This window comes from Pseudoalteromonas sp. bablab_jr011, from assembly GCF_016464045.1.
In the GTDB taxonomy this organism is placed as follows: domain Bacteria; phylum Pseudomonadota; class Gammaproteobacteria; order Enterobacterales; family Alteromonadaceae; genus Pseudoalteromonas; species Pseudoalteromonas lipolytica.
This window is the reverse complement of sequence record NZ_JACDWU010000316.1, coordinates 14,714-40,553: the sequence shown is the minus strand read 5'-3', so window position 1 is coordinate 40,553 and position 25,840 is coordinate 14,714. Positions and strand designations below refer to the sequence as shown.

Sequence of the window (25,840 nt, the reverse complement as noted above, 5' to 3'; positions counted from 1 at the left end):
TTACTTAACAAGGAATAATAATGAAATCGTCGAATGCAGTGACAGCACTAGTTGATATTTTTATCAGCCCAAGCAAAGCGTTTAATGGAGTGAAGGAGGCAAAAGGCTGGTCTTTTGTTGCTTTCATATTACTTGCAGGCATGCTCGCGGCAAGTATGCTCGCTTTTTATAACAAAGCAGATCCTCAGTTTTTAATCGATCAGCAAGTCGCTGCAGCCAGTGTTGATGCCACAATTGCTGAGCAAAAAATGATCCGTCAAAGCATGGAGCAAACGCTTGATATGCAGGTATGGTTTGCGCTCTTTGGTGGTATTATTGGCTTAGCTGTTATTAATGCATTGATGGCGGGTTACTACCTATTTGTATCAAAGCAAGATCCAGAGGCTAACTATAGTTACGGTGCGTGGTATGGGTTTGGCGTGTGGACCATGATGCCAATGGTTATTTCAAGCTTGGGTATATTGATCCTCGTTTTAACTGCCAGCAACAACCAGCTTTCACCCACCCTCTTTAATTATGCCTCAATCAATCAATTGCTCATCGGCCTTGAGGTCGGTCATCCTTTTTATACCATGCTTGAAAGCCTAAACATTTTCTCTATCTGGGGCATTGTACTAGCGGCAGTCGGTTTAAAGTGTTGGACTAACTTCAACTTTAATAAAGCACTCCTGTTTGCTGCCCTACCCAGTATCGCGATCTACGGTATTTGGACAGTTATTGCAATCATCTAGCTATCAAATGAGCGGCATTGCCGCTCTTACTCCCACAAGGAAGTAACATGAAAAAAGCCATCATTATTAGCCTTGCTATCACGGCATTTGCAGCATTACTCATATCTAAGCAAATAACAAACAGCAAAAAAGTGCCTGAAATGCATGTAGCAAACGTTGAACAAGGTAGTATTGCTGATTCAATTTTGGCCTCTGGTAATCTGGTATTTAACACCCAAGTACAGTTACGCTCAGAAGTCACTGGGCGGGTTGCGAAGGTATTTGTTGAAGAAGGTGAAAGTGTCACCGAAGGCGATATTTTAATGCGCCTTGATACCACTGCATTTGAATCTGAGGTGGCGCGAAACAAAGCGGTGTTGCGTGCAACCGAGATTGATATTAAACACAGCGAAACACGCCTGAAAAATATTGAGCGACAATTAAGTCGACAAAAAGAGCTCTATGAAGTCGGGCTTGCAGGCCAAGAAGTGTATGAAAACCTACAAAACGCGCGTGATTTAGCCGAAATTGATATTGAAGCGAAACGTGAAGCCTATCATCAAGCACAAGCGTCGTTGCTGATTGCCGAAGACCGTTTAAATAAAAGTGTGTTTCGCGCTCCCATGAGTGGGCTACTCGCTTCTGTCAACATTAAAGAAGGTGAAACCGTGATAGCCGGTACGACAAACATTATTGGTTCAGACCTAATGCTAGTCGCCGACCCCAGTGCAATTTTAGCGGAGTTACGGGTTGATGAAACTGATATTGCTGGCATAAAGTTAAATCAACATGCCGACATTTATGCCGCAGCCTACCCTAATCAACCCTTTACAGGAAAAGTCATAAACATTGGCACTTCAGCAAAAAACCAACCAGGTTCGCAAGGGCTATCGTTTAAAGTCAAAGTGCTGCTTGATGCCACTGAGCGTCAACTTTATGCTGGTATGAGTTGCCGAGCTGAAATTGCCACAAGCATTACCGAAAATGGTTTAAAACTCCCCATTGAAGCAATTCAAAAGGAAGACGATACCTACTTTGTATGGAAGCTAAACGCCGATAACACCGTCACTAAATCGCCTGTTAAGGTGGGAATTTCATCAGATATAGAGCAAGCGATAACACAGGGTGTAACGGTGGGTGAGCGCATTGTGATTGGTCCTGCAAGACCGCTTAGTTCATTAAAAGATGGCGATACCGTGGCAATTAAAGACAGCCTTGTAAAAGGGGCATCCTGATGTCTGTGGTAATCAAACTGACTAATATTAATAAACAGTACAAAATGGGCGAGCAAGTTTTCAAAGCCCTGGATGACATCAATATCGAAATTGCACAAAATGAGTATGTTGCCATCATCGGCCCATCGGGTTCAGGTAAATCAACCTTAATGAATTTGCTTGGCTGTTTAGATACCCCAACCAGTGGTGATTACTATTTAAAAGATAAGTTAGTTAAACAAATGAGTGAAACTGAGCTTGCTCATCAACGCAATGAAAGCGTGGGTTTCATATTTCAAAGTTTTAACTTATTACCCCGCGCTTCCGCACTGGAAAATGTTATGCAGCCGCTCGTTTATCGTTTTATCTCCGCGAAAGAACGCAAAAAAAAAGCGCTTGAGTCATTACAGCGTGTTGGCCTTGGCGATAAAGTGAACCATTTATCTAGCCAGCTATCTGGCGGTCAACGACAACGTGTAGCCATTGCCCGCGCGCTCGTAACCAAGCCACACATTCTACTTGGTGATGAGCCAACCGGTAACTTAGATAGCAAAACGACCACCGAGATCATGGCCCTATTTGATGAATTACATAACGAAGGCCACACCATTATTTTAGTGACTCACGAGCAAGATATTGCCGACCATTGTCAACGCGTTATTCGACTCGTCGATGGGAAAGTGGTGAGCGACACTCGTAAAGGTGAAGGAGCAAGGCTGCATGTTTAGATCTGCTATTGCAATAATGGAAGGAAGTAAAGCGGCACTCATGGCAATTAAAGCCAATGCCATGCGCAGTGCCCTCACCTGTTTAGGGATCATCATCGGGGTCGCTGCGGTTGTCACTGTGGTGGCCGTTATGCAGGGTTTTACCAAACAAATTAATGACCAACTCGCTGATATGTCTCCAGATGTAACCAATATAAAGCCCTATACCAGTGTTGAAAAAGAAATGGTGGGACAGCAAGCCAAGCTAACTTATAGCGACTTCTTAACCTTAAAGGCGCGAATAAAAGAAGCTGAAACCTTCACTGCATTAATGTTTACATGGCGATTTTCTGGCGCTGCTGAGTATGGCAACAAAAGCCACTCGTCACGAGTGATGGGCACCGAACAAGATTATCAAAGAGCCTACCGTACCTACCCTGAATTAGGCCGATTTATTCGCGCAGAAGATGACGAAAAGCGCCGTCGCGTTGCTTTTATTGGTCCATCGATAATTGAAAAGCTTAACTTACCCGACAACCCCGTTGGCGAGTACATTAAACTGGGCGGTGAGTGGTTTCGCATTATTGGTGTTGCTGAAAAGCAAGGGAGCTTACTTGGCTTTGATCAAGACGATTATATTAATATTCCGATCAGCACCATGAGTGCCCTCGAAGGGGGTAGCGTTGATACGAATGTACAAATGATGTTCCGCTTAAAAGACGACGCTAACGAAGCACAAGTGTTGGCTAAAATTCGTCGAATTCTCAGACAGCTTCATAAATTAAAAGACGGTGATGAAGACGACTTTGAATTTGAGACCGCGGAAAAAGTCCGTGCTAATGTTGATAAATTTACAGGTAGCGCAACTGCCATTACCGCTGGAATTGTAGGTATAAGCCTAGTCGTCGGTGGAATTGGTGTGATGAATATCATGCTGGTTTCGGTAACGGAACGTACCCGCGTTATCGGCACCTTAAAAGCCTTAGGGGCAACACCTGGTTTTATCATGCTGCAATTTCTAGTTGAAGCTGTCGTGCTATCGCTGTTTGGCGGCTTAATTGGTTTAGCGATTGGTTATGGCGCTGCCGCACTGATTTCAATATTAGTGCCGAGCATGCCAGAAGCCTACATACCGGGTTGGGCGATTATGCTGTCGTTTGGCTTTACTTCATTGATTGGTATTGTGTTTGGTTTAGCGCCCGCTATTAAGGCTGCGCGTTTAAACCCAATTGATGCGCTGCGTTATGAGTAAAACATCGCAGTGTTAATATGTGATTGAGTACCAGAAAAGCATCTCTTTTTTAGCATGCTTACTTTGAACTAAACTTAAGTTGTCTTCAACTAAGGGTTAGGTCAGCAATTTAGGGGCATTATGGCATCGTATCTGCACTTATTGTTTTTGAGTTTATTATCTTGGCACAGTCTTTCAAGTGAGCCACTTTCTGATGAACAACAAGGGATCACAAAAACGGCGGCTAATTTAGCTGGCTGCCAGCAACAATTAGCACAAAGCCGTCTGCAAACTTATGCGGGACACTATATATTGCCATATCAATTTGAACTGCTCAGTTGGAATATTTATAAAGCCCAAATTGACGGCTTAGTCAACGACTTAAACACACTCAATGAAAGTGCAGATATTGTCTTATTACAAGAAGCCATTAAAGACTCAACCCTTACCAATCTAAAGCCTTATTGGCGTTTTGCCAAAGGCTATAAAAGTGGTAACGTGCAATCTGGTGTCATGACCTTAAGCCGCTGGCCAGCTACCGTACACTGTACATTAACGCATGTAGAACCGTGGCTGCGCAGCCCAAAAGCGACCAATATCGTTGAATATGCCTTACCAAATCAACAGTTATTACTCAGTGTTAACCTACACGCTATAAACTTTACCTTTGGCATTAGCGACTTAAAACAACAACTCGATGATGCCGCAGACATTATGCGCCATCACACCGGCCCCATTATATTTGCTGGCGACCTCAACACCTGGAGTGATGAAAGACAACAACTCGTCACACAGACACTCAATAATCTTGGTTTACATGAAGCCATCTATTTAGACGATAAACGCACCAAAGCATTTGGATTAGCACTTGACCAAGTGTGGGTACGTGGTGTCAAAATAGAAACAACGGTTGTGCCTGAGCTTGAAAGTTCAGATCACAATCCCATTATAGCAACCCTCACGATAGAGCAAGAAGCACAATGAAAGTAATGATCAAAGGATATTGGCTACTGAGCCTGATGTTACTATCTGTTAGTCAATTAAGTTATGCCAACACTGCAGAGCAAGAGATTAATCATTTAATAGATTTTGTGGCGCAGAGCGATGCTATTTTTATTCGCAACGGGACCGAACATTCAAGTAAAGATGCCGCCGAACACTTGGCGATGAAATACAGTAAAGCAACTCGTTACGCTAAAACCGCCGAAAAGTTTATAGAGAATCTCGCCAGTAAAAGTTCATGGAGCGGTAAGCCCTATAAAGTCAGACTTAGCAATGGCACGTTACTTACATCAAAAGACTGGTTAAGTAATGAGTTAGAAGACTACCGCCGAAACCTGCATACACAACTATAATGTGATGACATCATTAACAGATAAGAAGCGAAAAGCCATGCAAGAACACAAAAATAAGCCACTCAATGATTTTATTGAATACCCTCACGACGAAATGCTCAAGCGTGCAGAAGAATTTTTAGCCGTGAGTCAGCGACGACACAGTATTCGCAGTTTTAGTGACCGCCCAGTCCCAAAAGAAATAATTGCAACCTGTATTAAAGCCGCAGGTACTGCACCGAGTGGCGCAAACCATCAACCTTGGCACTTTGTTGCGATACACAGTCATGACGTTAAAAAACAAATTCGTGATGCGGCAGAAAAACTGGAACGCTCCTTTTACGAAGGCCGTGCTGGCGAAGAATGGCTGAACGCTCTAAAGCCACTTGGCACCGATGCCAGTAAACCCTACCTTGAGCATGCCCCTTGGCTTATTGCTGTATTCAGTCAAAAGAAAGGCGGTATTACATCCGATGATAAAAACACCAACTATTATGTGCATGAATCTGTCGGCCTTGCCACAGGCTTTTTGATTCAAGCCCTGCACAGAGCAGGACTTGCCACACTAACGCATACGCCAAAACCAATGAGCTTTTTAACCGAGGTTTGTGGTCGAGATAAAGATAACGAACGCCCTTATATGCTCCTTATCGCAGGCTACCCGAGTGCTGATGCAACCCTGCCTGAGCATGCCTTAGTGAAAAAGCCACTGGACGAGATAGCAACCTTTATTTAAGCTCAAAATCGACAGCCAGCACATCACCAGGGGTTAAGCCTGCAACGATGTGCTGCTTATTACCCACCATTTCGCCTAAGCGTACGTAGCGACGCACAATATGACCGCCTTCTTTCACATACACCATACTTAATTGACCATATTGATGCACCCAGCTTGGGTCAATCAATACGCCTTTGGCAGTGACCAATGGTAAACGTAATTGCGCATACAATCCCGGCATTAACCCTATTTGAGCCTGCGTTTCTAAGCGGATTTCCATACTGCGGGCTGCGCTATCAGCTACGGGAACAATTTCGGTTACCGTTGCGCTCATAGATGTCGATAATGCTGGAAGCGTTACTGTTAATGTTTGCCCAACAGCCAACTTAATAGCTTGCTGTTCTCTGACATTAAACGCCAATTGCAATTGTTGTGGGTTATAAAGCGCAAGTAACGGTTTGCCCGGAGTGGCGGTATCACCCGGTTCAGCAAATCGCTCTACGACCACGCCTGAAATAGGCGCTTTAATTTTTGTAAAACTCAATGCCACTTGCGCTTGAGTTTGCTGCTGCTTAGCAATGGCTAGATTTGCGCTTAAATTATCAAACCTTGCTTTCGCATCATCATAATCACTGACTGACACTAAACCTTGTTTGAAAAGGTCATTAACTCGCTTGAGCTGCTTTTCAGCTTGGGTAAGCGAGGCATTAATAGCATTAATTTGTGCGTCACTTTGAGCAAGCTGTGCTTTAAAATCGTCTTGTTGCAAGGTAATTAATACATCACCTTGGCGCACAGTGTCACCAGCACGCGCATTTAAACGTTCAACTTGCGCCATAACGCGCGATGATATTTGGGTATTTTGCTTAGCAATAACGGTCCCTGGCACAATTTCATCACGTGCAATATCAGCCAATGTCACAGTAAGTAACTGACCTGTGTACTCACTCGCCGCGGGATTTTTTATGCCTGGGGCTTGTTTATCAGAAAAGCTGCCAGCCATGTAAAGTACCGCAACAATAATGACCATTAACGCGATAATTGAACCAATAAGTTTCGATTTACCCTGCATGAGCGTGTTCCTCTTTGGCTGCATCCTTTGCAAACACTAAATAATAAACCAATGGCACAACAAACAATGAGAACAGTGTTGATGCCACAATACCAAAAATAATCGCAATCGCTAGGCCACTGAACACAGGGTCTAAAGTGATTACCAAGTTACCTAATAAAGTGGTGCCTGCGGTCAGTAAAACAGGTCGCATACGCACAGTACCCGCTGCAATAAGTGCTTCTTTAATAGCCATACCTTGCCCGCGCGCTTGATTAATAAACTCAACTAAAATAAGTGAGTTACGCACAACTATCCCCGCAAGCGCAATCATGCCTATCATGGCCGTTGCAGTGAACAGCACAGGCTCAGGGGCGCCAGCAATACTGCGCTCACCAAATTGATTCAATAACCAAAAACCCGGCATGATACCAATGACTGTCAAGGGAATAGCCGACATAATAATCAGTGACAAACTGGCAGAGTGTGTTTGAATACGCAGAATGATAAAAATGGCCGTTAATGCAAACGCAAACGCAATCCCCATGTCACGGAATACATCAATGGTTATGCGCCATTCACCTTCACCACTGAAAGTGACCTCTGTCCCCGCAGGTAATTGCCATGACGCGGTGCCACCATTACTAAAAAAATGCCTGCTTTGCCAATCACTTTGCTTGAACGCATTACTGCTAACAGCTAAATCTGCATTAACATCGGCAATTACCTCAGCGGGTGTCCGGCCATTGAGTTCAGCCATGACGTAAACCACATTTCGCTGATCTTTACGCATAATCGGTTTTGCAACATCGTGATATTTAAATGCCCCTAACTCAGATAATGCCACCAGCGGACGTGGCGCACTTTGCAGCCCAAACTCATCGCTGGTTTTTGCAAGCTCTCTGTCGCCACGAACTTGCAGTGCGAGTAACTGAGCAAATTGGTTACGATCTTGATATGGTAGCTGCAATTTAATAGCGACAGGGTTAGTTTCTCCACTAACATAGAGCACACCGACATTTTCACCGTGCGAGGCAATCGCTAAAGCGTGTGCGATATCTTGGGTTGAAACAGCCGATAACGACGCTTTGGTTTTATCTGTTATGAAGCGTTGTAATGGCGCATTAGCAGCCATACTGGTATCAACTTCGACTACATGCGGTTCTTGTTTAAGTCTATTTGCAACAGCAGCTGCAGCCTGATGGTGCGTGTGTGTATCAACAAATGGATCACTGTATACTTCGGCCACCAAGGTGCTTAGGACAGGAGGCCCTGGCGGTACTTCAACCACTTTTAGCACAATACCCTCGGTTGCCAGAGGGGCTAATGCAGCACGTAAGCGCATAACCACACCATGAGATTGATGGTCACGCTCGGTTTTATCAACTAGTAATACTCTAAGCTCAGCAAGGTTTGCGGCTTCTCTTCGGTAATACCCACGGACCATACCATTAAAGTCCATACTTGATGGCTGACCGACATACGCTGCGGCTTCGCTCACTTCATTTAATTGCCAAGTGACCGATTGTACTTTTCGAGTAAAAGCCGCTGTTTGCTCAAGGCTAGTGCCTTCTGGCATATCGACTAAGACTTGGAGTTCGTTTTTATTATCAAACGGTAGCAACTTTAATGGGACAGCGCGCATTACTGGCAGCATGGCACTGGCGATAAACAACCCTAAGGTGGTCCATAGTACTAGTTTTGCACGGCCTTTAGATTCAAGTAATGGCGACAAAATACGCTCATATAAACTATGAGGGTTGGCCTCTAATTGCATGTTGTCATCAACGGGGGCTTTGAGTAATTTCATGGCCAGCCATGGCGTCACAAAAAACGCCACCATAGTTGAAACCATTACACTAACAGGCACATTGAATGCCATAGGTGCCATGTAAGGGCCCATCATGCCAGTAATAAACGCAAGCGGAAAGAATGCCACCATAATGGTTAGAGTCGACATAAATAGAGCCACTCTAATTTCACTCATGGCATCAACAATATTTTGTTTTTTATCACCTTTTTTAGTTATAAAACGACTGATATTGTCGATTCCTGTAATAGGATCATCAACAAGTAAGCCCAGAGATAAAATCAGTGCAAACAGGGTTACTCGGTTAATGGTATACCCAAATGCGAAGTCGAGCGTTAAAGTAATACCGTAGCAAATAGGCACCGCAAGACCGACCACAATAGCGGGTCGCCAGCCTAAAAACACGCCAACAAAAATAACCACTGTAAATACTGCAAACACCAAACTAGAAGTGAGGTTATTCACTTTTTCATTGGCAGTTCGGCCATAGTCACGCAGTACCGTGTAGCCAACTTCATCAGGCAATAATGTCACCGATAGCTGGTTCATCACATCATGCACTTGATTCGCAACAGCCACCGCATTTGTGCCTGCTTGCTTGGCAACACTAATCGTCACTAATGGCAGTTGCTGCTCAGTATCTGATTGAGCAAGCCATTGATAACTTTGGGCTTCGCTGGGGCCATCGGCGACAGTCGCCACATCATTCAAATAAACACTTTTACCATTTACTACGTTAACAACGAGGTGTTCAATTGCCGACTGAGTACGTAATACATCCCCCACTTGCAAAGCAATGTGCTGTTTACCATCTACAACACTGCCAACATTAACCAGCTGGTTAGACACCTTGAGGGCATAATATACGTCGTTTAAAGTGGTTTGGTGTGCCGCTAATGCGCTGGCATCAAGGTCGATAGTGAGCTGCCGAGTTCGACCTGCTATCACTTTGACTTCGCTGGTATTTTCAATGCGCTGTAAGCTTGTGGCAATTTCATTCGCAAAACGCGTTAACTGGTAGTCATCATAGAGTTTTGAGTCTTTGCTGAACAACCCAAGCATCACAATTGGCACATCATTCACCTCAACGGGGCGAATTTGCCACGATGTAATCACTGACGCCATAGTGTGCTGGTAACTGTAAAGCTTGGCATACGTATCGAGTATCGCTTTTTCGCGATCATGGCCTACTTCAAAGCGCAATGTAACCACGGCATTATTACTGTGTGTCGTCGAGTAGATGTGTTCAACACCGGTTAATTGCGCTAATAGCTTTTCTAATGGTTCTGTCACTAACCGAGCGACTTCTGGGGCTTCAACATTCGGGGCAGCAACATAAATATCGAGCATGGGCACCACTATTTGTGGTTCCTCTTCGCGTGGTGTTTGCTTTAGCGCCATGAGACCGAGCAGTATCGCCATTATAAAAATAATGACTGGAATTCGCCCACTTAAGCTATTTTTTACGGCATTATCGATAGCATTCATCCCTTAACTACCTTTACAAAATAAACCATGAAGTGTTTCTAAAATAGCCATCACACTTTTATCAACGACACGATAGTAAATTGTTTGGCTTTCACGACGAGTCGCCACAATTTCAGCTTTTCTCAGTGCAGCTAAATGCTGAGACAAAGCAGACTGTGCCAGAGGAACCGCTTCATTAAGCTCACTGACACTCAGTTCTCCCTCTTGCAATGAGCATAGAATCATCAAGCGATTTTTATTCGCTAAGATCTTTAATATTTGCTCTGCTTGTTCAACATTGTCGGCCATTGCCGCAAAATCGATGTTCATAATCACACCACTCTATATTCTTAAATACCCGTAAAGTATAGATAGATATATTAGAAAAGTCTAATATTAGAATTTACTAATGTAGATTTTTCTAATATATTAATTACATCACCCTTTGTTATTGAGGTTTAATTATGAAACTAAATGACGCGCTCCGCCTTATTGCTGGTGTAATGATCTGTATTTCATTGTTGCTCCAACAGTTTCACAATCCTATGTGGATTTGGTTTACGGTATTTATTGCTCTAAACTTAATTCAATCGGCATTCACTAAGTGGTGTCCTATGATCACCCTATTACGCAAACTTGGCATGGAGGATTAGTATGCTAACCCCAATTCCTGACCTAATGAAAATTGTTGCCCCTAATCAGCGCCGCATTAGTGCAGAGCAAGCAAAACAAGAATTAAGCGAAAATCATGGTTTATTGATTGATGTACGTGAGCCCGCCGAGCATGCCACAAAAGCCGCAACAGGTGCGATTAATATCCCGCGCGGTGTGCTTGAAATGAAACTAATGGAAATTGAAAAAGACCCTGCTCGGCCAATCTACTTGCACTGTGCAAGTAGCGCTCGTGCCACACTTAGTGCAGAAGCGCTAACCCGCGTAGGTTACGAGAATGTCACAGTAATTACGTGTAATGCTGAACAAATCTGCCACGTTTTTTAGCTTCACAGAACAGTAACACTGGTCGGATAAGCTCTTACTTTTCTTTTAACAGGTACAGAGCAATGACATTTACACGAAGACATTTTTTAAAAGCATCGGCGGCCGGATTTGGGGTCGCCGTTTTATCTTTAGGCTTAACGGGCTGCACTTTAGACGACGATGAAGATGTCAGCACCCATGTCAGTTTTGAGCATGGCGTTGCAAGTGGTGACCCACTGGCCGATAGCCTTATTATTTGGACCCGCGTTACGCCTCTTGATACCGCAACCTCCAGTATTAAAGTCAAGTGGCAAGCATCTACCGATGCTAATTTTGACACGATTAGCCACGATGGCGAGACCGACGTAACAGCGGCAACTGATTTCACCTTAAAAGTTGATCTACAAGGATTAACTGCAAACACCACCTATTATTTCCGCTTTATAAGTAATGGCAAAACATCACCTATTGGGAAAGGTAAAACACTCCCTACGGGCGCCATTGAGCAAGTAAAATTTGCAGTTGTGTCATGTGCCAACTACCCCGCAGGCTTTTTCCATGTGTATGGTGAAATAGCTAAGCAAACCGATTTAGATGTGGTACTGCATTTGGGTGATTACATTTACGAATACGGTAATAACGGCTATGCCACAGAGGATGCAGCCTTACTTGGACGCTTACTGCCCGATGATAACAGTGAAGAAATTATTTCGCTTACTGATTACCGCAAACGCTATGCCCATTACCGTACAGATAAAGACTTACAAGCCGCACACGGTAATTGCGCATTTATAACGGTGTGGGACGACCACGAAATTACCAACGACACGTGGAAAAATGGTGCTGAAAACCATAACGAAGGAGAAGGCGATTTTACCGAACGTAAGCTGCACGCCTTACAAGCCTATTTTGAATGGATGCCAATACGCAATGTCGCCGATAAAGAACGAATTTATCGCCGTTTTGAATTTGGTAATTTAGTGTCATTGCACATGCTCGATACGCGTGTTTTAGCCCGTGATGAACAACTAAACTATGCCGACTTTGATTTAACAAGTGCACAAGGACAAAGCGATTTTGCCGCTGCAATCAGTTCACCATCGAGAGCCCTATTAGGAAACGAGCAACTCACTTGGCTTACCGACGGGTTAAGTACGGCAACAACACAATGGCAAGTACTGGGTCAGCAAGTATTAATGACTAAAATGCACTTACCTTTTGAAATACTGCAACTGTTAATGTCAATTCAAATAGCACAAGCCGGAGGCAATGATCCCAGTGAGTTACTTGCAAAAGCCAATGTATTATTCAGCGAACTTGCGCAAATTAAAGGACGCATTTTAGCGGGGGATCCAAGTGTGACAGCACAAGAACGAGCACGGGTAGAAACAACAGCACCTTATAACCTAGATGCATGGGATGGTTATGCTTACGAGAGAGAAGTGATACTTGGCACGGCAATCACTGCAGAGAAGAACCTCGTGGTCCTCGCTGGCGACACTCACAATGCATGGGCAGGCCAACTCGTTACCGATGCGAGTAATCCGTTTGCAGCGTCACTCACTGCCGGCGTTGAGTTTGCAACGTCTTCTGTATCATCACCTGGCCTTGAAAACTATTTGGCACTCAACAGCCAATCAGCCGAAACAGTTGCACAGATGGAACAAGTGATCGCATTACTGGTTAATGACTTGGCCTATAATAACCTAGTTGAACGCGGTTATTTAACAGTCACTTTCACCGAACAGCAAGCGCATGCAGAATGGCAATTTGTAAGCAGTATTAAAACGGCCAGTTACACCATGCTCAATGATCGCAAAAAAGCCTTTACGCTAAAAGCTGGCAGCACAACGTTGCAATCTGTTTAACGCTTTTCATCTAATAGCGTAACTAACATTTGCTCAATGTTTTTTACGCTATAGGTCAGTGAACGCAAAAGCGCTAACTGGCTATCCTCAGATTGTGGCTCAGCCTTAGCGCTTGTTTGGCTTATTTCATCCTTTTGCTTTAGGATGGCTTCACGAAATTCAGCAGCATCAATCACGCCGAGTAAAGACACCAAAGCCCCCTGACCAGATTGCCCAGCCGTTTCGAAGCTGAGTCGGTACAAACCAAACTGGCGCATTAAAGGCCCTTGGCTTAATGCCACATCAGTGATTTTTTCAAGCGGTATTGATTTTTCTTCTTTGAAGAACACACCTCGTTTAACCACCAGTTTTCGCGTTAATAGCTGTGCCGACATAGCGGCTAGAATACGCCCTGCCACCAGCCAGATAATAAGAGCAACAATAGGGATAAAAGGAATACCTATCATACTAATCACACAGGTAAACATACCCAGTAATAACCAATACTGTTTTACTTTAGGATTAAAGCGGGCGCTCAATATACTTGTTTCTGACATCACAGGCTCCTTTATAGGTGATTTATGACCATAAACAATCTTCAGCTCTGCTTCAATAAAAATAAAAAAAGCCGAGCAAAGCCCGGCTTAAGGGTACTGCAGGGAAAGCTATTCCACAGCTTCAACCATTACTGTTAGTTTATTCAGATCAGGTCCTTGCACTGTAAAACGATAGTTACCCGCCTGTGTAATACTCAATGAGATATTGGCACCGACAGCTTCTAACGAGGCCGCTTCGCCAAGAACAGCGAGTGGCGATTCACCACTACCACCTAAATTCACTGTGTTCCAGTCACTAGACGCAACTTTGAATTCATAATCGTCAACATCGAGTGCTATTGTCGTACTATATATAGCATCGCCTGCATAGGTTAATAGGTTAACTGGATCCCAATTGTTCATACTTCCACGCAGATAGACAGGGGTTTCACCAAACATTTCTGCGTTAAACACGGTTATGAGTGGCTCTTCAAGGTTGCTAGCATCAAATACAAACTGATATTGGCCATCCCTTGCAATGTCGATAGTCATGTTTGTACCTTTCACTGCAAGCAGTTTCTCAGTTCCTACGGTAACAACCGCACTGCTTTCACCTGAACCATAATCCACCGTTTTCCAATCTCCAGAGGCTACTTTGAACTCATAGCTGCCAGCTATTAATTGCTTAGTGAAGGTGTAAACGCCTTTACCTTGATACATCAATTCGTCACTGGTACTCCAATCATTTAAATTACCACGTACATAGATTGAAGTACCCACAAATGGCTCCTCGTTATACACTTTAAGCACTGGGTTCTCGATGTCGGTTGCATCAAATGAGAACACATAGATAGCGTCCATTGCTGCAGTAAAGGTCATATTGGCCCCACTGCGTGCAAGTGGCTCGTCTTCACCTTCAATCACTTCAGCAACATCTGCAGAAAGCGCACCAAAATCAACCGTAGACCAATCTTCAGATGCCACTTTAAACTCATAGCTACCTGCTGTAAGTGGGATGGCAATTTTATATTCGCCATTACCTACATAGTCAAAGCCGTTTGCCGTACCCCAATCGTTTAATGAGCCACGAACATAAACGGTTGTACTACCGAATGGCACGATATCTGGTGCACCCGCAGTAGCATTAGCACTTAGACCTTCACCTTGCGTAACACCTTGTGGTTTCACAAACACAGCAATCGTGTAAGCAGGAACTGTAAAAGTCCCCTCTCCCTCACCTGTCATAAAGCTTGCTGCTGACATACTTGAATCAACACTCGCTTTTAAAACAGGATGTAACTCAAAACCGTAGGCAGTAGATACCGTATGCGATAAGCTTTGCTCGGTTCCATTCATAATCACTACAATCGCATCATACTGGCTATCAAGGTCCGTCAAACCAACGCCATCATCAATGCTCATAACCACTAAACCTTGCTGTTGACGTTTTCCAATATTATGGAAACCTACGCGGTCTAAAATGTCTTGTTCCGTGGTTAGGCTAAATAGCGGGCTGCTACTGCGAATTGATAAGAACTCAGTAAATACATTACTTGCATATTCAATGTCGCTTGCCATCGCTTGCGCATTGGTATTTGCTGAAATTGGTGCGATTTCGCCCCATTTAGCTTGGTTATCTTGTGCCGGTGGTAAACCGACATTCCAGTTATTAGTTTCTTTACTGAAATCAACAAAATTGAACCAATCGCCAGAATCATAGCTATTACGATCCATTGATTTAGAACGCAACATATCCGCACCCATTTGCATAAATGGAATACCTTGGCTCATTAATGGCATCGCTAGAGCCATATTGTGAATACGCACACGCTCTTCAATATTAAGGTTATTGCCGTGTTTATATTGCAGCTGATCCCACAATGTTTCGTTATCATGCTTAGAGACATAGTTAATACTATCAGCAGGGTCCAGTGCATAGGCTGCAGGCTGCGTATTCCAACTAAAGCTACTGCCTTTTGCTGAATTGCCTTTAAAGTCTTTAAGAATGTAGTTTTGTAAGTTACCGGCAAGCGATAAGCGAAGCGTATCTTGCTCGGCTAAGTTGCCATCTGTCGCACTATTACTAAAGAAAGCACCACCACGAATTGCTTCACGAATTCGGTCATTAAAGGTACCGACTTCTGTGCCAGCCATATCTATTTGCTTAGCTTGCACAAACAATCGATTATCAGCGACTTCCTCAAAGTTCCAACCTTCACCGTAGAAATAGGTATCAGGGTCAACCGCTTGCACTGCACTAAGAGCCGTCATAATTGACGCTTTTGGCATATGCCCCATCACATCAAAGCGGAAGCTATCGTAACCAAAATCACGAGCTAGAATCACCATAGAGTCAGCAACAAACTTATCCATCATGACATGTTCTGTTGCTGTATTTTCACAACAAGTTGAGCGTTCGATATCACCGGATATTTCGTTATATCTGTGGTAATAACCTGGTACCAGTTTATCGAAGACTGATTTATCCCAGACACCTGATGACGTGGTGTGGTTATAAACAACATCAAGCACGACACGTAAACCAATTTCTTGTAAAGACTGAATCATCGCACGCGTTTCTTTAACTCGTGCTATACCTTCAGGCGATGAAGCGTAAGAGCCTTCTGGGGCAATAAAGTGATGCGGATCATAACCCCAGTTAAAACTATCAACACCACGCATTGCATTGGCAAGTGCTTGTGCATCATCAGACCCCGGTAGGTATGAAGCCATTAGGTCAATAATCAATGCGCTCTTATCTTCGGTTTTACATGCATCGGCATCATCGTTAATGCGTGTACATAAATCACCTAACGTTGCTGTAATATCTACACGTTGGCTCGCATCTTCGTCAATAGTGCCAATATCTGTCAGTGGCAGTAAGTGGAAATGTGTTAAGCCATTATCAGCTAGCTTTTTAAGATGTCGCATTGGCGCACTATCAAGCTCAGTAAACGCAAGATACTTACCACGGTTTGCTTCACTTACCGTTTCATCGCGAACACTAAAGTCACGTACATGGCCTTCGTAAATCACCGCTTGTTCGGGGTAATCAATGGTTGGTACAAAACGATCATCCCAGCCACTCGGTTTAGTATCGTCATCATCAAGATTAATTAGTTGGCTGTATAAACCATTAGTTGAAACATTTAAAGAGTAAGGATCTGTGCTCCATAAACGTTCAATTTGCTTGGTAGTAGGATGATAAACATCAAACATAAAACGGTAGTAATGGCGATCGTGACTGATATCGACATTACTAGACCAAATACCCGTTGTGCTATCAAAGGTCATAGCAAGTTGTTCAAGCTCAGTTTTATTAGCATCGTAAAGCGCTAATTTCATATTGCTTGCAGTAGGCGCCCATACCGAGATATCAATGCCATTATTGGCGTAATGCATACCTAGTTGTGCTTCATTGGCATCACTTTCACCGCTGGTGTACAAGTCATCGAGAGCTTTAGCGGTTTGCACATAAGTTGCTTCAATTAGCTTGCCATCAGCATCATAGCCTGCCACAACCAACTGGTGTTTAATCAGCTCTTTTGCAGCGGCTGCATCCCAGCTACCTTGGTAAGCATTCCATGCAGCAAGGTGTGGCACTTTAGCTACTTGCTCATCGTTCAAAGACGTCGATGTTAGTTCAACCACTTGACCATTTAACTCACCAGTATCTTCATCGACAGCTAAATCTGCACTGCTTGAAGCGTGCAATTTAATAATACTCGTAAGCTCATTGCTTGGTTTATAAATCACCGTTGAAAGATCAATCCAATGCGCAGACGCACCAGAAATACTCACCGGACGCTCACCTAAGCTAACAATTGGGTATTCAAATACTGATGGTTCACCATGAATGGTAAAGTTCATACGTTGGAACTTTTCATCGTCTTGCATCAATGGCATTTTTAAATCGACATCACCAAACGCTTTGCCTGAACCTTCAGTACCAATATGTACAATGAAGTTGGCACACTCGTTATAGCCGTCTTTGAGTTTTACAATCCAGTACGCGCCATAGTTCGGATCGATACCATCGTACTCATGACCATTTGCCCAATCCGTCGCATCAAACGGTGCTGCATATGCATCACACACATCATTATTCCACGTGTGCAAACGATACCCTTCATAAGCATCATCACTGGTACGGTTATAGAACAAAATGGCTTCGTCATCCGCTGGAAAAACCACAGGATCAGGCAGTGTTGGATCAGCCCCAACTACACAGCTCTCATTATTTTCATCAGGCACAGTTGGGGCCGGACAATTAATCGGGGGTGGATCAACACATTCAGTACCCGCTGCATTGGGGATCTGCGGTACGCTGCAGGTCAATAAAACTTGCCCTGAATCAATATCATTACTAGCTCCACCACCACATGCAGCTAGCAACGCTATGCTACAGGTAATGAGTAAGCGGTTAAAATCAGCTATTATTTTCATATTATTATCTCCAGCTTACTGATCAATGGTTATAGGTAAAACCTAAGTAAAATTGGCGACCAAAGAATTGCGTGGTCCCTGTTTTACTGGTTGTACCGAAGTAGCTTTGTGTAGGCTCATCAGTCAGGTTATTCACTTGTAATAACATGCCAAATGAATCTGTGAACTGATACGATGTTTGGAAATCGATAACGGTTTCCGCATCAAAGTTCACCACTTGCTCATTGACAGCAACTTGCTCAGAGACAAAATCATCGCGATAGCGCACATTTAAGCGTGTTTCAAAGTTTTCGTAGCTGTAAAAAAGTGTCCCGTTAAAGACGTTGTTTGAGAGACCCGGTAAGTCTTGCGAAACAGAATCACCACCTAAATCGGTGATTGATTGCACTTCACTCTCGGTATACGAATAACTGGCATTAATCCCTAGCCCTTCAAACGGTGATGGCAAGAAAGAGAAAACTTGCGTATAAGCAAGCTCAATCCCGCGAATATACCCCCCTTTAGCATTGTTAACCGCAGTTGTGTACACACCATTCGTCGTTTCGATTTGCTCACCGCTTACAGGGTCGACAATGTACTCAGGGACGTTGAAGCCATTCCCTTTAAAATCAAAGTTTTCAATAGCTATCGTATCTATGAATGAATCAATATTCTTATAGAACGCCGCCACGACTAAGGCACCATCCGTATCTTCAAAGTATTGCTCATAAGAAATATCGTATTGATTCGCATAAAAAGGTTTTAAGAATGGGTTATTCGTACTTGAACCATTAATTTCGCCATCATTATTTACCGATGCACTGGCGTCACCCGCTAAACGGTTAATCGGAGCACGTGCCATCACTTTTGCTGCAGCAAAACGAATTTGCGTTGCATCACTGATTTTAAAGTTAAGGTTTAATGATGGTAGGTAGTCTGTGAATTTAATGCCTAATATGTTTGGTGCATAAAGGTCGTTAACAATGCCGTTATCATCGACAATGTATTGCGCACCGAGTTGAGGATCACTCCCAACGTTTTCAAGCACCGTCGCTGATTGGTCCGTATCAACACGACGAATACCAATGTTACCTGTGACAGGCAGTTTGCCAATTTCGGTATCAATATTGAGCATGAGATACGCTGATACCACTTCTTCATACACTGAACCACTTTGTAGCATGGTCCATGAGTAGTTAGTGGTATAACCTTGTGTATCTGGCTCACCATCACCATCTAAATCAACAACCCCCTCAGCGTTACCCCAAGTTTGAACAGGTTGTGGGATGCCATTAGGGAACCACGCGTTTAGTGCTTTATCCAAATCTATCGCTAAGTATGATGGGAAATAACTAAACTCACCCTGCCAATCAACCACGGTGGTCATGTCATCAGTCAAACGAAGTGGAGGTTGAGTGGCTGAGAATGCGCCGTCATTACCGTATTCAAACACTGACCGGTTATTGCTGTACTCACGGTCTGAGTAACGCGCACCAAATTCAATTGAGCTAAACCAGTTATTCTCTAACTCATATTTAAAATCGAGTCGGAACGCTTTGACTTCATCTTCATTTTCATACGGGTAAATGCCGTATTTACTAAGCATAACGCGATCAATATCGCTGAATGCATCAGCTTGATTAAAACCAATATCAGGTAAATCAAGACCGTTTAATTGATAATTTAGTGACACATTGGTATCAAATACCGGATTATCAACTGTAGCGTCTTCCGCTACCAGTGCCCAAAGTAAGCCATTGCGGAAATTACTCTTCGCGCGTGATAACGACACATCAGCATTGACATTCAAGCGCTCGGTTACTTGCCAATCGGCGTTAATTCCATAGCTATCAACTTCATCAAAATCTTGATTATCATCATTGACTATTTCAACACGGGTAAAGCTATTTGATGTGCGGTTGATTGCCCCACCGATTACCGCATTGCCGTCAAGTAAGGGGTTCGCATAGACAGCTGACGGGCCACCAAATTTAACCCGAAAACCACGGGCAAATGATTCGCTATCAAAACGAGATAAAAACGCATCACCTTTCAGTTTAAAGTTATCGGTTGGTGCCCATTCAATCGATGTTAAATAACCATTACGCGTTTCTTCACCACCTAAATGCTGAAGCTCGAAACCTTCACTGATATATTCATTAGCGGGGTTATCTGCAGGGCCATCGATGTCATTTGCAAGTCCGTCAACATCTTTATTACCGTTATATGCTAGACCGATAAACTGGGTGGCAACACTAGGTTGGAATAAGCGAGCATAACCTAGCGCTACACCGAGGGTATCATCAAAGAACTTACCCTGATAAGAAAAGCTAATACGGTCGCCATATTCAGTGGCATCAAAAACCTCTGAAGCACGATCGTTATACATACCGCGCACATTAGCGGTAAATTTGTGTTGCTGGTCATTATCCAGTGGGCTGGCTGTTTGTAACTCAACAGTACCGGCAACGCCCCCTTCGATTAATGATGCTTTGGGTGACTTATACACAGCTGCCGAACTAATTAACTCAGACGGATACTGATCGAACTCAATACTACGGCTACCACTGGTCGATACTTGTTCTCGACCATTGAGAGTCGAAAACACGAATCCACCAGATAAACCTCGAATATTAATTTCGGCAGCTTGGCCACCTGTTCGTACCGCCGAAATACCCGGTAGTCGTGTTAATGCATCTGCCATAGATACATCGGGAAGTGCACCTAAGTCATCAGCAGATAACTGCTCTGATACGGTGTCACTAAAACGTTTTTGGTTTAATGATTGAATTAAGCTGCGACTAAAGCCGCGCACTTCGATTACTTCAAGCTCAGGATCAAGTTCCTTTGCAGATGTGCGTTCTGCTTCGTTCGCTGCCATAGCACTGTTTGCTGCAACCATTGCCAGCATTAATGCACTTAGCTTAAATTTCCCCATTGGATTCCCACTCTGTTGTCATTGGAGGCGTTATGTTTATTCTTGTTGTCAAAAAACAACCAACAAAGTGTAACCAAAAGGTAAATATTGTGTGATGAATACGTATGCACTATACGTTTCCTGGGGATAAGCAGGAGCTCCTCTCATGTTTTACTATTGAGAGAGGAGCAATAGAGAGCTTTAAAGTGTTATTACGACACGCACTGCAAGTGCGATAAAGATCATGCCGAGTAGTTTTTCAAAAAGTGGATTCGCTTTAGTAAAACCAAAGCGCTTTTTTGATATTTCTGTGAGTAAGGCAACCAACAAATACCAGCCAGTATCCAGTACAAATACGGTTAAGCACATGATCAAGCCAACCTGTAACGTGAGATTTTCTGGGTCAATAAACTGTGAGAAGAGCGCTAAAAAGAACACCGCAAGTTTGGGGTTCAAAAACGCAATAGCAAAACCATCTTGTAACGCAGCGCGTTGACTAGGTATGGCTTGTTCAACTTTCACGGCTTGCGAACTGGGTTTTGCCAGTAATATACGTATACCTAAATAAGCAAGGTAGGCGGCACCACCATACACGAGTACGTTATAAAGTGTAGGTAACTTGGTCATCAGTGCGCCTAATCCAAGCAAAGAGGCGCTCGCATAAAACCCCACTCCCACACCATGACTCACGGCCGCCAGCATGCCGTTTTTCATACCACCGTGAAGGCTATGCTTTAACACAACCGCTAAACTTGGCCCTGGCGACATAGCACCCATGATACAAATTAACACTAAACTCAACCACTCTGTGAGTGTCATAATTCATTATTCTCTACTAACAATAAAACGGCCGTTATTTGACCATAAAAACCGGTGGCTGTGGTGATTGTTTTAACCTGCCAGCCAGATTGGCCTAACTCGTACACTTTCTGATTTAACGCAGTGATATCAAGTCCACCCAGAAAACGTTTCTTTTTAAATTCAATAATTTTTTGCATATTAGCTTGTTAACTCATACTCAAAATCATAGTAATGAATTCCCGCCTCAATGCGGATTGCCATTTTACCCGTAAGCCCCACCAATTCACCAGCGCCTGAATCTGGCACGACTTCTAAAATTAACCTGTCTGTGCCTTTATCCATGGTGCCAAAATGTTGTAATACAAAGCTACCTTGTTTGCCATTCAGACTACCAACCACTTGTTCAATAGCAACATATCCTGCACTGCCTTGGGTTGCCGTCATTGCGCTCAGCATCTCTCCTTGGCTAGTTGCTTCCAGAGCGCCTGTAAACGTTTTATCTATCGACATACGGCCAAGATTCACGCCATCTTGACCTGTCGCATACCCCCCAATTGGGTTTAATTTCACGTTAAATTGACCGCTTATCACTGTTGATTCCATACTAATCCCTTATTTTACTGTTGATTTTTAAAGCGATGATAACCATATCTATACCCTATTCACAAATAAGAATCTAGCATGGCAATTAACAAAGAAAAGGCCGCGTTCAGTAGCCTGTTACCCGTTTTAGCGTTTATTAAGCCCTACAAATGGGTGGTATTTGCAGCCCTTGGGGCATTATTACTCACCGCAGGCGTTAACTTGTCACTCGGCCAAGGAGTGAAGTTTGTTATTGATCATGGCTTTATTGCAGGCTCTCAAGAACAACTTCAACAAGCAGTGATGGTTCTTATTGGCCTTATCAGCCTATTAGCAATCGGCACATTTTGTCGTTTTTATTTAATGTCGTGGATAGGTGAACGAGTCAGTAATGATATTCGTAACGCGATTTTCGAGCGAATTGTAACGTTACACCCAAGCTACTTTGAAGAAAACCGTAGCGGCGAGCTGATGTCACGACTCACCACCGACACCACATTGCTGCAATCGATTATTGGCTCATCATTTTCTATGGCGCTTCGTAGCAGCTTAATGTTAGTGGGTGGCCTTGCTATGCTGCTAATTACTAATTTAAAACTAACCTTAGTGGTCGTTGCCTGTGTACCTATGGTGTTAGTTCCTATGCTAATTTTTGGTCGTAAAGTGCGTAAACTAGCAAGTTCGAGCCAAGATGCCATTGCCGATATCAGTACTTATGCAGGCGAAATTATTCAAAATATTAAGGTCGTACAAAGTTTTAGTCATGAAGCGCGCGAAAAAGCGGCTTTTGCTGAAGAAACGAATAAAGCATTTTTAGTCGCAAAAAGTCGTATTAAACAACGCTCACTTTTAATTGCTGCAGTGATCTTTCTAACCTTTAGTGCCATCAGCGTGATGCTTTGGGTAGGCGGCAGTGATGTGCTCGCGGGTACCATGACGGGCGGCGAGCTAGGTGCCTTTGTATTCTATGCCATTATGGTGGCTATGTCGGTTGCAACAGTTGCCGAAGTGTACGGTGAGTTACAACGCGCAGCAGGTGCGGCAGCAAGACTGTTAGAGCTGCTCGCTGTTGAAAGTATGATTCAAAACCCCGCACACAATAAAGATGATCAGCTCGAATTAAATAAAGCTGACCACCCTGCTATTCGTTTTGACAATGTATCATTTAATTATCCATCTAGACCCGATAATGCAGCACTTAGTACACTTAATTTAGAAGTAAAACAGGGTCAAACAGTCGCCATTGTTGGTCCCTCTGGTGCAGGCAAAACAACATTATTTGAATTATTGCAACGATTTTACGATCCGAGCGCAGGGAGTATTTCATTAGCTGGCATTAATATTAAAGAATTATCTCTTCACTGTTTACGCCAACAAATGGGCATGGTGGCACAAAACCCCATTTTGTTTAGCTGCGATGTAATGCATAACATTCGCTATGGCAATCCCCATGCGAGTGACGAGCAGGTATACACGGCAGCCAAATATGCACACGCCGATGAATTTATCACGCAGCTACCGCAGGGCTATCACAGCTTTTTAGGTGAACAAGGGGTACGTCTTTCTGGTGGGCAAAAGCAGCGGATTGTGCTTGCTCGCGCTATTTTAAAGGATCCAGCTATTTTATTACTCGATGAAGCAACCAGCGCACTTGATGCACAAAGCGAGTCTCATGTGCAAGCGGCACTCGAGCACTTAATGAAAGACAGAACAACACTCATTATTGCCCACCGCTTAGCCACCGTAAAACATGCTGACGTCATCGTGGTAATGGACAAGGGTGAAATTATAGCGACAGGTACACACCAGCAGCTATTGACTAGTAACCCACTGTATAAGCAGCTTTGCGAATTGCAATTTAATCGGGATTAATATCCAAGGAGGGATGTCAGGTTTGAAAGGGCATATCAAACCTGACCACAAATCTAGACTACATTAAGCCTAACCTTGTGTGTTTGGTACGATTTGAATCTCTACACGGCGGTTTAAAGCACGACCATTGGCTGTATCATTACTCGCTACAGGGCGTGTTTCGCCATAGCCACGTGTGCTAATACGTGCCGACATAATTTGATGATTAACTAAATAATCTTTAACACTTTGCGCACGTTGCTGCGACAGTGTCATGTTATAGCTGTCTTTACCTGTGCTATCAGTGTGACCTTCAACACTTAAGTAGGTTTTTTCGTATTTGTTCATCACTTGTGCAATGGCATCAAGGGTGCTGTGAAAGCCTGATGAGATATAAGATTGATCTGTCGCAAAAGTGATGTTTGATGGCATAACTAAGCGAATATTATCGCCTTCACGTACCACTTCAACACCCGAGCCTGCTAGCTCGTCACGGAATGCTTCTTCTTGCTTATCCATGTAGTCACCGACAGCAGCACCCGCTAACGCACCAATGGCCGCACCAATAAAGATACGCTTATCATCATGATCGCCTGTTGCTTTACCTAATACCGCACCTGTTGCGGCACCGATTGCAGCACCTTTACCTGTGTTAGTTGTTTCACACCCCGTTAATAAAACGGCTAAAACACCCACTGTTAAAATCGACTTGCTGAGACTCATGTGTCTCTCCATGGCATTTAGTAATTTTGATCTATTAACAATTATGAACACTAAATCATGAACATTAGGTTAATAGTTCTCTTTAATAAGTGTAACAGCTGGTAGGTTATACGCTTTAACTAATTCTGTTAAACGTCCATTACGTACAAGAGCGTGTAACTGAGATTGAATTTCCTTTGCTAACGAGGTGTCGGCAAACTGTTTACTAACAGCCATATGGCCGTAAATAATGTCTTTATAGCGATAAGGCATTTTGACGATCTGCTGTGAAGGGAGTTGTAAATAACCCGAGGCATGATCCGCGGTATCTTCAACTGAAATAACGAGTTCGACGCGATCTTTAAGCAGCATTTCAAACGCATTACCTTCACTCAAAGCCTCCACTTTAGTGAGTGAGCTGTCATTATCAAAACGCGAAAAATAAGCGGCTCCTCGCATGACCGCGATGCGCTTTCCTAGCAAGTCTTGGTAACGATTTATAACGATGTCACGGTCTGCTCTTGCATAGAACCCAAAAGAAGAAGACAACATCATGTACGGAGGAGACATAAACTGCATTTTTTGCTCACGCTCGCTGGTACGAATTAACCCGCCCATCACATCCACTTCATTTTGTTCGAGCATTTTTAAACAGCGAGAAAATGGGCAAGCGACAAATTCTAATTTCATCGGTATGGTACGTTGCAGCTCACGCATAATATCGACCACCGCGCCACTCACATGCCCTTTTTCAGACACAACGCCGTAGGGAGGAGAATGATCAACCGCAACAATAACCCTCTGCACAGGTTCTGCATACAAGGAGCTTGATATAAGTACTAATAATAGGCTTACGATACTCAGTCTCATAGGGTTACTCGTTACTACGTTCATACCTTACTATATATCCTAGCGATGTGTATGTCATAAAAACCACAAAAATGTCATAGAAATTTGTC

The 25,840-nt window shown here is 43.5% G+C and carries 22 protein-coding genes; 11 read left to right on the top strand and 11 right to left on the bottom strand.

Going from position 1 to position 25,840, the window contains the following annotated elements:
• Positions 1–20: 20 nt before the first annotated feature.
• The 7 genes from JIG41_RS20630 to JIG41_RS20600 all read left to right on the top strand — a co-directional run bounded on the left by JIG41_RS20630 (position 21) and on the right by JIG41_RS20600 (position 5,932).
• Positions 21–731, top strand: a complete 711-nt coding sequence (locus JIG41_RS20630; protein WP_074989828.1) for a YIP1 family protein — start codon at positions 21–23, stop codon at positions 729–731.
• A gap of 47 nt (positions 732–778) precedes the next feature.
• Entirely contained in the window at positions 779–1,945 is a 1,167-nt protein-coding gene (locus JIG41_RS20625) for an efflux RND transporter periplasmic adaptor subunit (RefSeq protein ID WP_180311316.1), read from the top strand.
• Positions 1,945–2,652 (top strand): ABC transporter ATP-binding protein, encoded by a 708-nt coding sequence (locus tag JIG41_RS20620; protein WP_036974050.1) that lies wholly within the window; start codon positions 1,945–1,947, stop codon positions 2,650–2,652. The genes JIG41_RS20625 and JIG41_RS20620 overlap by 1 nt, the downstream gene beginning before the upstream one ends.
• Entirely contained in the window at positions 2,645–3,883 is a 1,239-nt protein-coding gene (locus JIG41_RS20615; protein WP_036974052.1) for an ABC transporter permease, read from the top strand. Before JIG41_RS20620 ends, JIG41_RS20615 begins: the two co-directional genes overlap by 8 nt.
• Before the next feature lie 120 nt (positions 3,884–4,003).
• Positions 4,004–4,846 (top strand): endonuclease/exonuclease/phosphatase family protein, encoded by an 843-nt coding sequence (locus tag JIG41_RS20610; protein ID WP_199525366.1) that lies wholly within the window; start codon positions 4,004–4,006, stop codon positions 4,844–4,846.
• The gene (locus JIG41_RS20605) at positions 4,843–5,217 is read left to right on the top strand and encodes a DUF5329 domain-containing protein (protein WP_036974056.1); all 375 of its coding nucleotides are present in this window, start codon (positions 4,843–4,845) and stop codon (positions 5,215–5,217) included. The genes JIG41_RS20610 and JIG41_RS20605 overlap by 4 nt, the downstream gene beginning before the upstream one ends.
• Positions 5,218–5,254: 37 nt before the next feature.
• Positions 5,255–5,932, top strand: coding sequence for a nitroreductase family protein (locus tag JIG41_RS20600; RefSeq protein WP_074989825.1), 678 nt, complete (start codon positions 5,255–5,257; stop codon positions 5,930–5,932).
• Here the strand turns inward: JIG41_RS20600 and JIG41_RS20595 are convergent.
• The 3 genes from JIG41_RS20595 to JIG41_RS20585 are packed head-to-tail and all read right to left on the bottom strand — an operon-like array spanning position 5,925 to position 10,572.
• Positions 5,925–6,986 (bottom strand): efflux RND transporter periplasmic adaptor subunit, encoded by a 1,062-nt coding sequence (locus JIG41_RS20595; RefSeq protein WP_074989824.1) that lies wholly within the window; start codon positions 6,984–6,986, stop codon positions 5,925–5,927. The two genes, JIG41_RS20600 and JIG41_RS20595, sit on opposite strands and share 8 nt — an antisense overlap.
• Positions 6,976–10,263 (bottom strand): efflux RND transporter permease subunit, encoded by a 3,288-nt coding sequence (locus tag JIG41_RS20590; RefSeq protein ID WP_199525365.1) that lies wholly within the window; start codon positions 10,261–10,263, stop codon positions 6,976–6,978. Before JIG41_RS20590 ends, JIG41_RS20595 begins: the two co-directional genes overlap by 11 nt.
• Positions 10,264–10,266: 3 nt before the next feature.
• Positions 10,267–10,572, bottom strand: a complete 306-nt coding sequence (locus tag JIG41_RS20585) for a metalloregulator ArsR/SmtB family transcription factor (protein WP_036974065.1) — start codon at positions 10,570–10,572, stop codon at positions 10,267–10,269.
• Positions 10,573–10,706: 134 nt separating this feature from the next.
• On the opposite strand from JIG41_RS20585, the gene JIG41_RS20580 reads away from it, so the two are divergent.
• The 3 genes from JIG41_RS20580 to JIG41_RS20570 all read left to right on the top strand — a co-directional run bounded on the left by JIG41_RS20580 (position 10,707) and on the right by JIG41_RS20570 (position 13,088).
• The gene (locus tag JIG41_RS20580) at positions 10,707–10,895 is read left to right on the top strand and encodes a DUF2892 domain-containing protein (RefSeq protein WP_036974067.1); all 189 of its coding nucleotides are present in this window, start codon (positions 10,707–10,709) and stop codon (positions 10,893–10,895) included.
• A 1-nt stretch (position 10,896) separates the two neighbouring features.
• Positions 10,897–11,241, top strand: a complete 345-nt coding sequence (locus tag JIG41_RS20575) for a rhodanese-like domain-containing protein (RefSeq protein ID WP_036974070.1) — start codon at positions 10,897–10,899, stop codon at positions 11,239–11,241.
• A gap of 62 nt (positions 11,242–11,303) precedes the next feature.
• Positions 11,304–13,088, top strand: coding sequence for an alkaline phosphatase (locus JIG41_RS20570; RefSeq protein ID WP_199525364.1), 1,785 nt, complete (start codon positions 11,304–11,306; stop codon positions 13,086–13,088).
• Here JIG41_RS20570 and JIG41_RS20565 read toward each other — a convergent pair.
• The 6 genes from JIG41_RS20565 to JIG41_RS20540 form a co-directional block, all read right to left on the bottom strand.
• Positions 13,085–13,624 (bottom strand): PH domain-containing protein, encoded by a 540-nt coding sequence (locus JIG41_RS20565; protein WP_036974075.1) that lies wholly within the window; start codon positions 13,622–13,624, stop codon positions 13,085–13,087. The genes JIG41_RS20570 and JIG41_RS20565 overlap by 4 nt on opposite strands.
• Positions 13,625–13,732: 108 nt before the next feature.
• Complete coding sequence (locus JIG41_RS20560; RefSeq protein ID WP_199525363.1) at positions 13,733–18,049, bottom strand: alpha-1,6-glucosidase domain-containing protein; 4,317 nt, start codon at positions 18,047–18,049, stop codon at positions 13,733–13,735.
• A 22-nt stretch (positions 18,050–18,071) separates the two neighbouring features.
• The gene (locus tag JIG41_RS20555) at positions 18,072–20,966 is read right to left on the bottom strand and encodes a TonB-dependent receptor (protein WP_199525362.1); all 2,895 of its coding nucleotides are present in this window, start codon (positions 20,964–20,966) and stop codon (positions 18,072–18,074) included.
• Between the two features lie 180 nt (positions 20,967–21,146).
• A complete protein-coding gene (locus JIG41_RS20550; RefSeq protein ID WP_036974083.1) occupies positions 21,147–21,764 on the bottom strand; it encodes a LysE family translocator in 618 nt (205 codons plus the stop codon).
• A complete protein-coding gene (locus JIG41_RS20545; RefSeq protein WP_036974085.1) occupies positions 21,761–21,943 on the bottom strand; it encodes a hypothetical protein in 183 nt (60 codons plus the stop codon). Before JIG41_RS20545 ends, JIG41_RS20550 begins: the two co-directional genes overlap by 4 nt.
• Position 21,944: 1 nt before the next feature.
• The gene (locus tag JIG41_RS20540) at positions 21,945–22,349 is read right to left on the bottom strand and encodes a DUF3224 domain-containing protein (RefSeq protein WP_036974086.1); all 405 of its coding nucleotides are present in this window, start codon (positions 22,347–22,349) and stop codon (positions 21,945–21,947) included.
• 78 nt (positions 22,350–22,427) lie between these two features.
• On the opposite strand from JIG41_RS20540, the gene JIG41_RS20535 reads away from it, so the two are divergent.
• Positions 22,428–24,200: an ABC transporter transmembrane domain-containing protein gene (locus tag JIG41_RS20535; protein WP_075594165.1), complete on the top strand. Its 1,773-nt coding sequence runs from the start codon at positions 22,428–22,430 to the stop codon at positions 24,198–24,200.
• Between the two features lie 69 nt (positions 24,201–24,269).
• Here JIG41_RS20535 and JIG41_RS20530 read toward each other — a convergent pair whose 3' ends face one another.
• Positions 24,270–24,902, bottom strand: a complete 633-nt coding sequence (locus JIG41_RS20530) for an OmpA family protein (RefSeq protein WP_199525361.1) — start codon at positions 24,900–24,902, stop codon at positions 24,270–24,272.
• A gap of 69 nt (positions 24,903–24,971) precedes the next feature.
• Entirely contained in the window at positions 24,972–25,775 is an 804-nt protein-coding gene (locus tag JIG41_RS20525) for an ABC transporter substrate-binding protein (protein ID WP_051501976.1), read from the bottom strand.
• Positions 25,776–25,840: the final 65 nt, after the last annotated feature.

Bases quoted from the DNA above. Each gene is read 5' to 3' on its own strand.
- JIG41_RS20610 (WP_199525366.1), top strand. From the start codon at position 4,004: ATGGCATCGTATCTGCACTTATTGTTTTTGAGTTTATTATCTTGGCAC.
- JIG41_RS20595 (WP_074989824.1), bottom strand. From the start codon at position 6,986: ATGCAGGGTAAATCGAAACTTATTGGTTCAATTATCGCGTTAATGGTC.
- JIG41_RS20590 (WP_199525365.1), bottom strand. From the start codon at position 10,263: ATGAATGCTATCGATAATGCCGTAAAAAATAGCTTAAGTGGGCGAATT.
- JIG41_RS20620 (WP_036974050.1), top strand. From the start codon at position 1,945: ATGTCTGTGGTAATCAAACTGACTAATATTAATAAACAGTACAAAATG.
- JIG41_RS20575 (WP_036974070.1), top strand. From the start codon at position 10,897: ATGCTAACCCCAATTCCTGACCTAATGAAAATTGTTGCCCCTAATCAG.
- JIG41_RS20555 (WP_199525362.1), bottom strand. From the start codon at position 20,966: ATGGGGAAATTTAAGCTAAGTGCATTAATGCTGGCAATGGTTGCAGCA.
- JIG41_RS20570 (WP_199525364.1), top strand. From the start codon at position 11,304: ATGACATTTACACGAAGACATTTTTTAAAAGCATCGGCGGCCGGATTT.
- JIG41_RS20550 (WP_036974083.1), bottom strand. From the start codon at position 21,764: ATGACACTCACAGAGTGGTTGAGTTTAGTGTTAATTTGTATCATGGGT.
- JIG41_RS20615 (WP_036974052.1), top strand. From the start codon at position 2,645: ATGTTTAGATCTGCTATTGCAATAATGGAAGGAAGTAAAGCGGCACTC.
- JIG41_RS20525 (WP_051501976.1), bottom strand. From the start codon at position 25,775: ATGAACGTAGTAACGAGTAACCCTATGAGACTGAGTATCGTAAGCCTA.
- JIG41_RS20625 (WP_180311316.1), top strand. From the start codon at position 779: ATGAAAAAAGCCATCATTATTAGCCTTGCTATCACGGCATTTGCAGCA.
- JIG41_RS20530 (WP_199525361.1), bottom strand. From the start codon at position 24,902: ATGAGTCTCAGCAAGTCGATTTTAACAGTGGGTGTTTTAGCCGTTTTA.
- JIG41_RS20535 (WP_075594165.1), top strand. From the start codon at position 22,428: ATGGCAATTAACAAAGAAAAGGCCGCGTTCAGTAGCCTGTTACCCGTT.
- JIG41_RS20580 (WP_036974067.1), top strand. From the start codon at position 10,707: ATGAAACTAAATGACGCGCTCCGCCTTATTGCTGGTGTAATGATCTGT.
- JIG41_RS20560 (WP_199525363.1), bottom strand. From the start codon at position 18,049: ATGAAAATAATAGCTGATTTTAACCGCTTACTCATTACCTGTAGCATA.
- JIG41_RS20585 (WP_036974065.1), bottom strand. From the start codon at position 10,572: ATGAACATCGATTTTGCGGCAATGGCCGACAATGTTGAACAAGCAGAG.
- JIG41_RS20605 (WP_036974056.1), top strand. From the start codon at position 4,843: ATGAAAGTAATGATCAAAGGATATTGGCTACTGAGCCTGATGTTACTA.
- JIG41_RS20600 (WP_074989825.1), top strand. From the start codon at position 5,255: ATGCAAGAACACAAAAATAAGCCACTCAATGATTTTATTGAATACCCT.
- JIG41_RS20545 (WP_036974085.1), bottom strand. From the start codon at position 21,943: ATGCAAAAAATTATTGAATTTAAAAAGAAACGTTTTCTGGGTGGACTT.
- JIG41_RS20630 (WP_074989828.1), top strand. From the start codon at position 21: ATGAAATCGTCGAATGCAGTGACAGCACTAGTTGATATTTTTATCAGC.
- JIG41_RS20565 (WP_036974075.1), bottom strand. From the start codon at position 13,624: ATGTCAGAAACAAGTATATTGAGCGCCCGCTTTAATCCTAAAGTAAAA.
- JIG41_RS20540 (WP_036974086.1), bottom strand. From the start codon at position 22,349: ATGGAATCAACAGTGATAAGCGGTCAATTTAACGTGAAATTAAACCCA.